This is a genomic window from Bryocella elongata, assembly GCF_900108185.1.
In the GTDB taxonomy this organism is placed as follows: domain Bacteria; phylum Acidobacteriota; class Terriglobia; order Terriglobales; family Acidobacteriaceae; genus Granulicella; species Granulicella elongata.
In genome coordinates this window covers 808,048-821,276 of record NZ_FNVA01000001.1, presented here as the reverse complement: position 1 = coordinate 821,276, position 13,229 = coordinate 808,048, and the positions used below count along the sequence as shown (strand labels likewise).

Annotated in this window: 12 protein-coding genes; 5 read left to right on the top strand and 7 right to left on the bottom strand. The window is 61.7% G+C overall.

Annotated elements, in window-relative coordinates; translation table 11 throughout:
• The first annotated feature begins 31 nt into the window (after positions 1-31).
• The 3 genes from hpnJ (at position 32) to C4S68_RS03405 (ending at position 2,449) form a co-directional block, all read left to right on the top strand.
• Positions 32-1,510 (top strand): hopanoid biosynthesis associated radical SAM protein HpnJ, encoded by a 1,479-nt coding sequence (gene hpnJ, locus C4S68_RS03415; RefSeq protein WP_103931584.1) that lies wholly within the window; start codon positions 32-34, stop codon positions 1,508-1,510.
• A gap of 103 nt (positions 1,511-1,613) precedes the next feature.
• The gene (locus C4S68_RS03410; RefSeq protein ID WP_103931583.1) at positions 1,614-2,042 is read left to right on the top strand and encodes an EamA family transporter; all 429 of its coding nucleotides are present in this window, start codon (positions 1,614-1,616) and stop codon (positions 2,040-2,042) included.
• Positions 2,039-2,449 (top strand): EamA family transporter, encoded by a 411-nt coding sequence (locus C4S68_RS03405; RefSeq protein WP_103931582.1) that lies wholly within the window; start codon positions 2,039-2,041, stop codon positions 2,447-2,449. The genes C4S68_RS03410 and C4S68_RS03405 overlap by 4 nt, the downstream gene beginning before the upstream one ends.
• 22 nt (positions 2,450-2,471) lie before the next feature.
• Here C4S68_RS03405 and C4S68_RS03400 read toward each other — a convergent pair whose 3' ends face one another.
• The 7 genes from C4S68_RS03400 to C4S68_RS03370 form a co-directional block, all read right to left on the bottom strand.
• Positions 2,472-3,809, bottom strand: coding sequence for a DUF1501 domain-containing protein (locus C4S68_RS03400; RefSeq protein ID WP_103931581.1), 1,338 nt, complete (start codon positions 3,807-3,809; stop codon positions 2,472-2,474).
• Between the two features lie 10 nt (positions 3,810-3,819).
• Positions 3,820-6,000: a DUF1800 domain-containing protein gene (locus tag C4S68_RS03395; RefSeq protein ID WP_103931580.1), complete on the bottom strand. Its 2,181-nt coding sequence runs from the start codon at positions 5,998-6,000 to the stop codon at positions 3,820-3,822.
• 174 nt (positions 6,001-6,174) lie between these two features.
• Positions 6,175-7,605, bottom strand: a complete 1,431-nt coding sequence (gene hpnE, locus C4S68_RS03390) for a hydroxysqualene dehydroxylase HpnE (protein ID WP_103931579.1) — start codon at positions 7,603-7,605, stop codon at positions 6,175-6,177.
• Positions 7,602-8,555 (bottom strand): phytoene/squalene synthase family protein, encoded by a 954-nt coding sequence (locus C4S68_RS03385; protein WP_103931578.1) that lies wholly within the window; start codon positions 8,553-8,555, stop codon positions 7,602-7,604. The genes hpnE and C4S68_RS03385 overlap by 4 nt, the downstream gene beginning before the upstream one ends.
• Positions 8,552-9,535, bottom strand: a complete 984-nt coding sequence (hpnC, locus tag C4S68_RS03380) for a squalene synthase HpnC (protein WP_103931577.1) — start codon at positions 9,533-9,535, stop codon at positions 8,552-8,554. The genes C4S68_RS03385 and hpnC overlap by 4 nt, the downstream gene beginning before the upstream one ends.
• Entirely contained in the window at positions 9,532-10,656 is a 1,125-nt protein-coding gene (locus C4S68_RS03375; RefSeq protein WP_235011321.1) for an alcohol dehydrogenase catalytic domain-containing protein, read from the bottom strand. Before C4S68_RS03375 ends, hpnC begins: the two co-directional genes overlap by 4 nt.
• An 85-nt stretch (positions 10,657-10,741) precedes the next feature.
• Entirely contained in the window at positions 10,742-11,467 is a 726-nt protein-coding gene (locus C4S68_RS03370) for a metallophosphoesterase family protein (protein ID WP_160114977.1), read from the bottom strand.
• Between the two features lie 112 nt (positions 11,468-11,579).
• On the opposite strand from C4S68_RS03370, the gene C4S68_RS03365 reads away from it, so the two are divergent.
• Both C4S68_RS03365 and C4S68_RS03360 read left to right on the top strand, forming a co-directional pair.
• Entirely contained in the window at positions 11,580-12,359 is a 780-nt protein-coding gene (locus tag C4S68_RS03365; RefSeq protein ID WP_103931575.1) for an MlaE family ABC transporter permease, read from the top strand.
• Between the two features lie 9 nt (positions 12,360-12,368).
• Positions 12,369-13,208, top strand: a complete 840-nt coding sequence (locus C4S68_RS03360; RefSeq protein ID WP_103931574.1) for an ABC transporter ATP-binding protein — start codon at positions 12,369-12,371, stop codon at positions 13,206-13,208.
• Positions 13,209-13,229: the final 21 nt, after the last annotated feature.

The window sequence follows — 13,229 nt, the reverse complement described above, 5'->3', positions numbered from 1 at the left end:
CCCTGCCCAGGTGCTAAAATCGGAGACTGATATGCCGCTGAAGACCCTGCTCCTGAACCCCCCGTCCTTTGAGAATTTCGATGGCGGCGCCAGCTCCCGCTGGCCTGCCACCCGCGAGATCGAGTCCTACTGGTACCCGGTGTGGCTTGCCTACCCCGCGGGCATGCTGGAAGGGTCTCGGCTCCTCGACGCGCCGCCACACCACATTTCGGCCGACGAGACCATTCAGATCGCCAAGGACTATGAGTTCCTGGTGCTCTTCACCTCGACGGTAGGCTGGTCGGGCGATCACGGTCTCGCGCGCGCCATTAAGGCTGCGAACCCGAAGATCAAGATCTGTTTCGTTGGACCACCGGTGACGACCGACCCGGATCGCGCTCTGAATGAGTGCGAGGTGATCGACTTCATCTGCCGCCGCGAGTTCGACTTCACCGTAGTGGAATACGCCAACGGCAAGCCAATCAACGAGATTCTCGGCCTCAGCTACAAGGACGCGAACGGCGTCATCCAGCACAACCCCGACCGTCCTCAGGTCGAGGACCTGGACGCGATGCCCTGGGCGACCAAGATCTACAAGCGCGACATGGACGTGACGCGCTACAACGTGCCCTTCCTGCTGCACCCTTACATCTCGCTGTACTCCACACGCGGCTGCCCGGCGCAGTGCACCTTCTGCCTGTGGCCGCAGACCCTCTCGGGCCATGCGTGGCGCAAGCGCTCCACCGATGACGTGGCAGCGGAGATGAAGTGGGCGAAGGAGAACTTCCCGCATGTGAAGGAGTTCTTCTTCGATGACGACACGTTCAACATCCAGTCGGCCCGCACAATCGAGCTTTGCGAGAAGCTGAAGCCGCTTGGCCTGACGTGGAGCTGCACCTCGCGCGTGACCACCAGCTACGAGACCCTGAAGGCGATGAAGGAAGCCGGCTGCCGGCTGCTGATCGTCGGCTTCGAGTCTGGCGATCCGCAGATCCTGAAGAACATCAAGAAGGGCGCCACGGTTGAGAAGGCGCGCGAGTTCGTGAAGAACTGCCACGACCTCGGCCTCGTCATCCACGCTGACTTCATCCTCGGCCTGCCCGGCGAGACGAAGGAGTCGATCCGCAACACGATCAACTTCGCCAAGACCCTGGACTGCGAGACCATTCAGGTTTCGGTGGCGCATGCTTACCCCGGCACGGAGTTCTACGACTTCGCGAAGAAGGGTGGCTTCATCACCAACGAGAACATGCAGGACAGCGGCGGTCACCAGATGGCGCACATCGAGTACCCGGGGCTTCCGACCGAGTACGTGATGGAGCAGGTCCACCGCTTCTACGACGAGTACTACTTCCGCCCCAAGGCTGCGTTCCGCGTGGTCTGGAAGGCAATCGTCAACCGCGACGTGCCGCGTCTCTACGTCGAGGCAAAGAGCTTCATGAAGCTTCGTGCACAGCGCAACAAGGCTGCCCGCGCCAAGGCCGAAGAAAAGGCACTCAAGGCTCAGGAATCGGTGAGCATGAACGCGTAAGCGTTCGATGCTCGACGCTCGGTAAACGGTCAGCCTCGGCTGGCCGTTTTGCTTTGCCCCGTGCGACGTTCACACACCGCATTCATCTAACCTAGTAAGAGCAATGAAGCACGCACTAAAGCCCTCGCAGTACGCCATCCTCATCGCCATCATGCTCACGGCCTCCGTGGGCGATTCCCTGCTTGCCCGTGGCATGGCGCAGGTGGGGCCGGTCGATGTCCATCATCTCGGCCTGCTGTGGCACGCTCTGTTCAATGTTTACGTCGACCTCGGTATCGTGCTTTTGATTGGCTTTTTTGCCAGCTATACGACCGCGTTGAGCTGGGCGGATCTTACGTTTGTGATGCCTGCGACGGCATTCGGCTACGTCGTGATCGCCCTGCTGGGCCGGTACTGGCTGCATGAGCAACTGTCGTGGTCGCGCTGGGCTGGGATTGGCCTCATCGTCTGCGCCGTAGGCTTCGTCGCGGGTGGGCCTTCGCGGACAGAGCATCCGGAACTCGATCGGATGGATGCAGGAGCTGGGCGATGAAGACGCTCCTGATTCAGCTCGCACCGGCCGGTAGCCTGCAGGCGTGGACGGCAATCCTGCTCGTTGCGGCGCTTGCCGTGGTGGGTGAGGTCATGATCGCGGCAGGCATGCAGCAGCTCGGCGACCTCGATGACATTCGCGCGGTCAAGGGGCTCGGTGGCGCGATTGCTGCTGTGCTCACCAACCTTCGCTTCGTCACCGGAGCGCTCTGCATGGCGCTGAACTTCTTCACCATGCTCGCCGCGCTGAGTCTCGCGAACCTCTCGCTCGCGGGACCAGCCATCGCCGCGCTGACCTACATCGGCAACGCGATTGCGGCGAAGTTCTTCCTGCGCGAACGTGTGGACAAGCGTCGCTGGATGGCGACGGCGTTTGTGGCGCTGGGCGTCTTCCTGCTGTCGCGCTAGAACGCAGTCCCAAGGCTACGGGTTAGATAAAACCCATGTTGTTCGACTTGAAGTTCGCGATGTTCGGGAAGACCGTTGCCAGTGCAGACTGGGGTACCCCAAACCACTCGGCCAGTGTAGCAGCATACTGAATGCTCGCCGACGATGGTACCCAGCGGCCGTTCGAGCCTGAGTCGTCCGGGCCACCGAGCGCGAGCGTCGGCCAGGTGCCGTACATCTGGCCGCCCTTCACTGCTCCGCCCATGACGATGTGATGCGAACCCCAGGCGTGGTCGCTGCCGGAGTTCGAGTTCGGCTGGAAGGTGCGAGCGAAATCGCTCATGGTGAAGGTGGTGACGTTGCTCTGCACGCCCATCTCGATGGTCGCTGCGTTGAAGGCGGCGAGTGCTCCACTGAGCTCCGTGAGAAGGCTCGCCTGGAGCGTCAGCTGATCAGAGTGCGTGTCGAAGTTGCCAACGCCCGCGAAGAAGATCTGGCGCTGTACGCCGAGCGCGGCTCTGACCTGGATGATCTGCGCGATCTGTTGCAGCTGCGCCGCGAGTGGGCTACCGGTGGGAAATACGGTCTTCAACGGCGTGACTGACTGCGTCGCAGCTGTCAGGATCGATGAGTATTTATAGGCGTTCGAAGCGATGCCCTGATCCTGCGTGACCAGCGAGACACCGGTGCTCATCGTGATGAGCGATTGCGCGGTCGAGAGGCGCGCGGCGCAGGCTGCGCCCTCCGAACAGGCTGCATTGCCAAGGTTCCCTGCAGACACAGAGACCGGTGTGGTCGCGATGCCATTGCAGAAGAGCGTGTCACCATCGACCGAAGTAATCATCGGAACCGATGCCGATGCGTTGTAGCTGCCGTTCAGCACATCCGAGATGCGGCCAGCCCAACCGGTAGGCGCCGAACTATCCTGCGACGCGTTCTGCCACTCTTCCTGCTGGTCCGGGTGCGAGAAGAGGTTCTGTGGCACCGTGCTGCCCGCGAGGTACTGAGTGCGCGTCGTGGGCTGCACGAGTGTACCCACGTTCGCCACCAGCGCGATATTCCCCGAGTTGAACAGCGACTGCACGTCCGGCAAGCTTGGGTGCAGCGCGAAGTTCGGCAGAGGCGTCAACGGGAGCAACGTGTTCTGCGCAAGCGCCAACCCGGCGCGAACGTTGGAGTAGTTGGTGTAACCCGAAGTGTCGAACGGGATGATCATGTTGTTGGCGTCATTGCCGCCGAACATGAAGACACAGACCAGCGCCTTGTAATCGCCTGCGGTCTGCGCGAGCGCATTGAGCGCACCGAATGGACGAAGACCCGCGATGCTGCCGGCGGCTGCCAGCGAAGCGTACTTGATAAATCCGCGACGACGAACGTACATGGTGGGCCCCTTAGTGGATGATCTTGTACTGCGGGCTGGTGACAATCAGGAAGATCGCAATGCGTACCCGCTGCGCGTTCGAGGTGAGCGGTGTGATGGTGTTGACGATGGCCGTTTGCATCGCCGACGGCATCTGCGAGTGCATGAGAAGAGTATTGAGTGCGGTGACGAGGTTCGTTGGATTCGCCGCAAGCACACCCCACGAACTGGTGTTGGAGAGATCCACCGTAAAGGCGGAGATCTTGTTGTTCACGATGGAGTCCGCGAGAGACTCCTGCAGCGTGGCGGTGGCTGTGTTTTCGATTCCAAACTCGGGCGCGTTGATCGTCGTTGCCGGGATCACGTAGTCCGGAGGGAAGAAGTTGAAGACCGAGTTCGCACGATAGGGCCGCTCGTTGAGATTGTTCGAATACGTGGAGAGCGAGACCCAGGACCCAGTCGTTGAAGTGTTTGAAAAGTTGAATGCCCGCATCATGGCGGTGATGAAGAGAATGGGCTCGCGGAAGTGGCCACCATCGAAGCTCGCATTGGTGTCTCCGGCGCGGGCTTCCTGGTCTGTCAGGATCGCAGTGATGACCGCTTGCATGTCGCCGCGGACTCCGCTTCCGTTATTGGCGAAGACCGCAGCGACACGAGAGACGTAAGCGGGACTTGGCGTGCTCGTGACGAGATGCTGGATGAGCTGCTTGCAGACGAACGGACCTGCATTGGGATGGTTGAAGAGATTGCCCAATGCGCCGGCGAGGTCCTGCGTTGTGGTCTGGCCCGCGGGGAGCACCGTACTGTTCAGCAGCGTCTTGGAGGTGGTGTCATGTGCGCTGTCGACAGGCTGCATCGGATCGACCCAGTCGGCGGTCGAGTTCGGAAACTTGGTAAGTGTGGTTCCGGCCGCGTTGCCGTAGGTCCAACCGGTATACGCACGAGCAAACGCTTGCACCTGTGCCTGGGTATAGGCGGGAATCGGGTTTCCAGAGCCGTCTAATTGCAGGGAACCATCCTGATTCAGCAGATCCAAGCCAATGGTGAACAGCTGCATGTTCTCGCGAGCGTAGTTTTCGTTCGCAATCTGCCCTGTCGCAGGCTTGGCGCTGTTCAACATGTTGAGGTAATCGCCCATGCCGGGAGATACAGAGACGTCATGCATGATCGTCGCGAAGTTGGTAAAGGCGTCGTTCGCGAGCATGTTGTGATACGCAGGAATCGTCTGGCCAGGCACGGTCTGCGTGGAGATGACGAACATCTCCGATAACGCAAATGCCACGCGCTGGCGAAGTTGATCCGGGCCGGTGATCACCGCCTGCCACCACTCACTCTCCGCACATGAATACGCCGTGTTTGAAGAGAAACAAAGCGTTGGCAAGGGGTTGGTCGGGATCGCGGCGAGCGTTGTCGTAGGCTGCGAAAACTGGTTCTGGATCCACGCGCTGACTCCCATCTGCTGGACCTGCGTGATCGCCGCCGTGGTGGGGCCAAACGTTGCCTGGTCGAGCAGACGTGCCGCTGTGGTCGCTGTCGTCGTAAAGAAGGTGATGCTGACCGTGGCCGTCGAAGACGAGCTGGAACCCGGATTCGGGTTCGTCACGCTGAGACCGATGCTGGTGGTACCGGACGGTACCGTAATTGTTGCCTGCAGTTCCGTCGATGAGACGAAGGTTGTGGACTGCGCCGTGGAGCCGTAGTTGATGGTGGCCCCTTGTACGAAGCTGGTTCCGATGACGTCGACGGCATAGGACAGCGAGCTGCCCACCTGCAACGCGGTGGCGCTTGTCAGTATGGGTACCGGGTTCTGCAATGCCACGCTTTCCGTTCCCGAAGCAGAGGCACTCACCTGGCTTACCGCAGTCACAGTGAGCGTTGCGTTTGCAGGGAGTGTTGCAGGAGCGCTGTAGAGTCCAGAGTTTGAGATCGTTCCTGTAGCCGCGCTGCCGCCCACGAGGCCGTTGATCTCCCATGTCACGGACGTGTTGGCCGTGCCTGTGACAGCGGCCGCGTACTGGGCTGTGCTGCCAACGCGTACTGCCGAGGAGCCCGTGACCGCGACCTGCACGGATGGCGTGCCTCCCCCTCCCGTACCGCCGGAACTAACCGAGTTGGAGCAACCGATGAGGGTACCGGCAAAGATGGCGGTGGCAAGAAGGCCGCAACGCACGAGACAGACTGCGACGGAGGGCGACTGCGGTAGTTGCTGCATGACGCGGAGCCTCCCACACCGTCAGCCTCGCGGAGAGCGCGGACTGCGGGGCGGTAGTGACATGGGAGTCAAACCATTCCGGAGGGGAATGTCGCGGGAGGTTAGAACTATTTCCGTCAGCGTCTCATTGCGGAACACATTGTGTCGCAACGGGATAGACTCCGCGTTCGTGCGTTAGAGGATCCAGCGCATGAGTCCGGAGGCAGGAAGTTCCGGGGCAAGGAAGCTCCGGGGAGCTCCGCATGCCGTTGCGATCGCCTCCGCGGCCAGGCGGCCGCTGCGTGCGGCGCCTTCCATCGTTGACGGCCATCCTGTGCGAGTCCAGTCGCCGGCGAGAAACACGCCGCCGCCAGGATCCGAAGCGTTGGGCCTGTGAGCATCCAGGCCCGGCAGCACGGAGAACGTGGCCTTGGCCTCCTTCAATACTCCGGACTTGAGCAACTTCGCTTGCAACACTCCAGGAAAGAATTTTGGAAGCTCCGCAAGTGTATCCGCTAGGATCTGCTCACGGGATTGATGCAGCTCGTCAAACGAAGCTGCGATCGAAAGCTCATAGTAGTGACCGCTGGCGTTCGTATGGCTCGGATCACCGGCGCGGATCGCGGCCTTGTTGAACATCCAGTCGAGCGAGGAGTCGAGCAGACCCGCCTGCTCAAGCTCGGTGATGGGCCGGTCGTACCAGAGATGGACCGTTGTATAGGGCCCGTACTCGAAGTGTTCGAGATGCGGAAGGATATTGGCGCGTTGCGGAGCGGCTTCGGGCAGCGTGCGCAGCAGCTTCGCAGTCTGCTCAAACGGAATCGCGAGTACCAGGTTCGGCGCTGTGAACTCTTCGCCAGTGGAGGACGTAACCTGCCACGAAGCGTCCGGCAATTGAGCGATGCGATCGACGCTGGCGCGGAGATGCAACTCACTTCCCTGCTGCTCCGCGAGCCGCGCGAAGTATCCGTAGAACTCCGAGAGCGGTATCGTCGGCACGCCTTGACGGCTTCCCGTGGAGCTCTTGAGGAAGAGCTCGTGGAAGACCTGCCCTGCATACTTCGTCGAGCTTCGCTCGAAGGAATCGTTCAAGGTTGCGACGACCAGAGGATGCCAGAAATGGCGGATCGCCTGATCGGACGGGTTCTCCCGGGCGATCCACGCGGAGAAGGGCTCTTCGTCCGTCTGGGGATAGCTACGCAGAAACTTCAACAACGATTGTGCGATCGCGAGCTTGTCTCCCGCAGAGAGCATCTTCGCAGTGAGAAAGCTCCACGACGCATGCGCAGGCGCGGGTAAGGCACCCGAACCGATGTAGCTGAGCCGGGGACCTGCGCCTTCCTTTGACGGCTCGAGGAACGGTATGCGGTCGAACCAGCGAAGATGCTGGTCCGCGCCCGAACGCTTTGCGAGGTCAACGACATTCGCGCAGCACTCCACGATGACGTGCTGTGAGTCGACCACTTCACCCAGCGTGGGGTGCATGTACGAGTACGCACGACCACCGACGTAGGGACGGCGGTCGAGGACCGCGACCCTGGCGCCAGCCCGCGAGAGCGCTTCTGCAGCAGAGAGACCAGCGACTCCGGCGCCCACGACGATGACGTCGTAGCTGTTGGAGCTCATGCTCGCCCTCGCACGAAGAATGCGGACAACAAACCGCGGCCGAGCATCGCAAGCTTCTGTGCGGTCGGCACAGAGACGCGCTCGCGAAAGACAGCGGTAGGATCGGCTTCTATGCGATCGAGCAGGCGATGATAGATCGCTGCGAGCACACGCATCGCTTCGCGGGCATCGGCGTCAAGTAGTGGGATCAGCTCATCGGAGGCGCGGTAGTATTCCTGCGCGCGGGCGATCTCGCGCTCGATCAACTCCATGGTCTGGGAGGACGGGGCGGCGCTGGTCGTGGCGAGAAGGATGTCGTCTACGCTGGAACCGGTATCCTGCATGTCGTCAAGTGGAAGATAGACTCGGCCACGCTCGGCATCTTCCTTCACATCGCGCAGGATGTTCGTGAGCTGGAACGCCACACCGGTCTTCTCCGCAAGCTGCTCCGCGCGAGGATCGGTGTAGCCGAAGATGCGAATGCAGACGAGCCCCACGACAGACGCTACGAGATAGCAATAGTGATAGAGCCCATCGAAGCTCTCGTAGACCTGCAGGTCTTTGCCGGCTACATGCATATCGACCACGCCCTGCATACGTTCCCGCAGGTCCATGGTGGTGCCTTCGACAAGCTGATCGAGCAAAGAGTCCGGGATGCCGAAGCGCTGCTGCGTATCATTCACCGCAAGGAAGATTGGGTCGCCTGTAGGCTCGGTGCGTGCGCGCCGAAGGGCGTCTGTCCATGCAGCCATGGCGAAGCGGCGGTCTGCAATGCTCATCGACTCGTCGTCGGAGAGATCGTCGGCTTTGCGCATAAAGGCATAGATCGCGCACATCGCATCGGACTTGTGCTTCGGAAGCACGAGGAAAGCGTAGTAGAAGTTGCGAGCCTCCCGCTTGGCGATGGCGCGGCATTCGTCGTAGGCGCGTTGCAACTCGGGTGTGCGAGGTGAAGGCTGAAGCGCGGTCATCGCGATGCGTCTCCCCTTGCACCACGACCAGGCAAGAGTGTCGCACCAAGCTTGCCACCGAGGGCCTTCATCAGGAGCTTCAACTTTGCCGACTTCGTAACCACCGGGCGCGAGGCCAGCGTGTTGTAGTCCTGCGCTTCAATCGCGTCGAGGATCGCGTGGCCGCCCGCGGCGAAGAGCGAGAGCGTGGCTGCCAGGTCACGTCGAACCAGCGTGACGATGCGCTCTCCACGATGCAAGCGGGCGCGAGCATCCTCTACGAGGAACTTCATCATCGCGCGAAAGTTTGCGTCGAAGCGACGATCGACGATCTGATCGTCCGTCACGCCGAAGCGCTTCATCGCATCGGCAGGAAGGTAGCGGCGGTCTCGTTCGACCCAGTCACCGACTACGTCCTGGTAGAAGTTTGCGAGTTGAAGCCCTGTGCAGATGTCATCGGAGAGGCCGAGCAACTCCTCGCTCTTGTATCCGCTGACGAGCAGCACGAGGCGGCCCACAGGATTGGCCGAGTAGCGCGAGTAGTCCTCCAGCGTGGCGAGCGACTCGTGCTTCGTGTAGACCTGGTCGCGTTCGAACGCGGTCACGAGGTCATCAAACGGGTCTATCGGGAGCTCATGCTGCTCGATGGTGGGTTGCAGGGCAACGAACACGGGATGGCGCGACTGTCCAGGCGTTGCATAGGACTCGTGAAGCATCGCGCGCCACTCAGCCAGCAGGCGCGTCGCGAGTTCGGTGGAACCGACCTCATCTCCCAGATCGTCGGAAGTGCGGCAGAAGGCGTAGATCGAATCGAAGTGCGGACGAAGGTATTTGGGCAGCAGGAAGGTGCCCACGTGGAAGTTCTCGTAGTGCGTGGTGGCGAGGTGGTGACACCATGCCTGGGCCTCGGCCAACGTTGGGCGCGAGGTCGGCGTGCGGTACTCTGCCGGCGCCTGCGCCAGGTCTCCGCTGAAGGCTACGGGGATTGATGCGGTGCTCATGCCGTCTCACCGACCAGGCTGTGTTCGCTCGCAATCGGCCTCGGTGCATGAGCCGGATGAATCACCGTCTTGATCTCGGGCGCAGTGCCTTCCGGGGGACGCGTGAGCATGTTGTGAAAGACCTCGGGCACATCCTCCAGCGACGCGGTGCCGGTAAGGAAAGCTTCGCAGTCGAAGCGACCCGAGGCCAGCATCTCGAAGGCGCGCTGCGCTGTGGCGGGCGTGTGGTGAAAGCTCGCTTTGATGTTCAGGTCGGAATAGTGGATCAGATTCGTATCGAAGGCTGCCGTCGTCCCAGCCGGCGGTCCGCCGAAGAGGTTCACGGCGCCGCCTTTGCGCGCCAGATGGAGCGCCATCTCCCAGGCCTCGGGTGTCGCAACCGCTTCAATGACGATGTCGGCGCCGCGAGCTTCAGGGGTGAAGGATCGGGCAGCCTGCACGGGGTCGTCAACGTCGGCGAGACGAACGACATGTGCCGCACCGAAGCGCGTTGCTGTCTCCACCTGATCGCGACGTTTCACGATGGCAATGACATGAAGGCCCTCAATGGCCGCTGCGTGGATGAACAGCAGGCCAATCGGACCTGCCCCGAGGACGATCATGGTCTGCCCGGCACGGGCTTCCGTTTGCTCAAGGCCGCGGACGACGCAGGCCAGAGGCTCGGTCAGGGCAGCGTGTTCAAAGGGCATCGTATCGGGGATGCGGTGCGTGTTCTTCTCCACGATGCGAGCTGGGATGGAGATGAACTCCGCGTAGGCGCCATTGTTGAACAGAAGATCGTCGCAGAGGTTCTGCTGGCCATTGCGGCAGAAGAAGCATGCATCGCAGGGGGCGGAATTCAGCGGCAGAACGCGGTCGCCAACTGCGAACCGGGTGGCGCCTTCCCCCACTTCAACCACGGTGCCGGCGACCTCATGCCCGAACAGGCGGTTCGCCGTGAGCATCTTCGCGTGGTAGCCCCTGCGGAAGACCTTGAGGTCCGTTCCACAGGTGAGTGCAGCGTCGACGCGCAGCACCAACTCCCCTGCACCCGCGCGGGGTACCGGAACGTCCTCCACGCGGAGGTCTTCTTTGCCGCGAAGGACAGCAGCTCGCATGGTCGTGGGTAACATCTCAGCCATCTCCCCATTTTCTCACTCCCGGCATCGCAACAGCGAGTCCCCCTGGTGGGATGCTTCAACATCGATCGCTCGAAGGGGGCTGACTTTACGGCAGACGTGGAGAGGCGGCGCGCAGCATCGCGGCCGTCCAGGCGAAAGCAGGAAGCCCGCTCACGCGCAGCCGATCGCACTCTGCCTCCACGTCGTAGGGCACGCGGCGAATCAAGGGGCGGCCGGCCGTGAACAGGAGATACGAAGCCCGGGGATCGCCGTCGAAGGGCAGGCCTACGCTCCCACAATTGATTAGGGTCGAGACGACGCCCCCGAGAGTCCGGACGGAGGGGACGTGCGTATGCCCGAAGACCACACAGGAGCGCTCCAGCGGTGCGTAGATCACCTCCAGGTCAGCCTCCGATGCGTTTGGCGGCGCCGCCCTCCAGCAACTCGCAGGAGTGGCGTGAACGAGAGCCAGCTCAGGAATGACGACCTGGTACGGGTGCGAGGCAAGCCACGCGAGGCGCTCGTCGCCGAGCCGCTCGCGGGTGGAGGCTGCCATGGACCGGACGACATCCCACATTGCGGAGTTCCCGGCAGAACACTCTGCAAATTCCTCGAGTGCCGCGGGGCGGGCGAGCATCTCGTCCCCATTGCCCATGACCCCGGCACAGCCTGACTCCCGCAGCGTATCGACGACTTCGGCGGGGCTGGAGCCTCCGTCCGCGAGGTCGCCGCCATGGAGGATCAAGTCGGGCGCGGCATCACGAAGGTCGGCCTGAACGGCCTTGAGGGCCGTGAGGTTGCCATGGATATCGCTCAAAATCGCGATGCGCATGATGTCCTCCCAGGGTTGTCGCCTTGTTATCAGCAGATTAGGTGATTCCACCATGGATTGCGACTTGGTGTAGGGGTAGCTGCATCTGATAGCCTGAGCCAACAGCGAACAGATGCCCTTTTCCACGCCAGAAGATTTTGCCAAGGATGTCGCCTCCTCCGTACAGGACTACTCGATCCTGTCCGGGCGGGCGGTAGCAGATCTGTTTTCCAAGCCGCGGTACGTGGCCGATATCTTCACGCAGATGGACCTGATTGGCGTGGGCTCCCTGCCGATTGTCGTGCTGACGGGCTTCTTTACCGGCTGCGTTCTGGCGCTGCAGGCGGCGGTGTCGCTGAAAGAGTTCGGCGCCGTCAATATGACCGGTCGCCTGGTCGCGCTCTCGATGGTGAAGGAGCTCGGACCCGTATTGACTGGACTCATGGTGTCGGGGCGAAATGCCTCCGGCATGGCCAGTGAACTGGGCTCCATGAGGGTTTCGGAGCAGATTGACGCAATGCGAGCGCTGGGAACAGACCCGGTGCGAAAGCTGGTTGCACCGCGTCTTCTGGCCAGCGTTGTGATGATGTTCTTCCTCGCGATTATCGCCGACACCTGCGGCATTGCAGGTGGCGCGGCGGTGGCCGTGGTGCTGCTGCGGCTCAGCGCCAGCGAGTTCTTCCACACCGGCTACATGGCGTTGCAGCACGGCGATGTGATCGGGGGGCTGGTCAAGCCGATCTTCTCCGGATTCATTATCGCGACCATCGGCTGCTATTACGGCTTGACGGCGACAGGCGGCACGCGCGGCGTAGGCCGGGCGACCACGCAGGCTGTCGTAGCCAGCGCTGTGCTCATCATCATCGGCGACTTCGTCGTCACCCAACTCCTGATTGGCTTCTTCGGAAGGTAGCGCGAACTGATGGCCTCTGCCTCTCTCTCAGAAAAGGGCATGGTCGAAAGCATGGCTCCCGGAACTCCCGTCGTGGAGTTCGAGCATGTTTCGATCGGCTTCGACGGTCACGAGGTTCTGCGTGATGTGAGCTTCCGCGTCGAACCGGGCGAGACCCGGATCCTGCTGGGACCAGCCGGCGGTGGCAAGAGCGTGTTGATGAAGCTCACCAATGGGCTGATGATGCCGGATTCCGGCAGCATCCGGGTCTTTGGCCGCTGCCTGCAGGAGATGACCGAGAAGGAGCTCTTCGAGATGAGGGCGCACGTTGGCATGGTGTTCCAGGAGAGCGCCCTCTTCGATTCGCTCAACGTGGAGGACAACGTCGCCTACCGCCTCCATGAAGAGCATGTGTCCGAGGAGGAATCGCATGCCCGGGTCGTTGAAGCGCTGCGCTTCGTCGAGTTGGAGAAGGCGATCGCCAAGTTCCCTTCGGAGCTCTCTGGCGGCATGCGGCGGCGCGTCTCGATCGCACGAGCGATCATCACCAAGCCCGACCTGTTGCTTTACGACTCGCCCACCGGTGGGCTCGATCCCATCACCTCGACCACGATCATTGAGCTGGTCGTGAAGCAGCGTGATGTCTCCCATGCGACGGCGCTGCTGATCACCCATCGCCTGCAGGACGCCTTCACTCTGGCAACCCACCGTTGGTCGCCGACGAAGAGTGCGATGGAGCCGATCCCAGATCATGGTCTCGATCCCGGGACGAAGTTCCTTGTGATCAACGAAGGGAGCGTGGTGTTCGATGGCGGGACGCTGGAACTGACCGGAAGCACCGATCCCTGGCTTCGCTCTTACCTACAGTAACCAGTTCTGCGATCGACACGA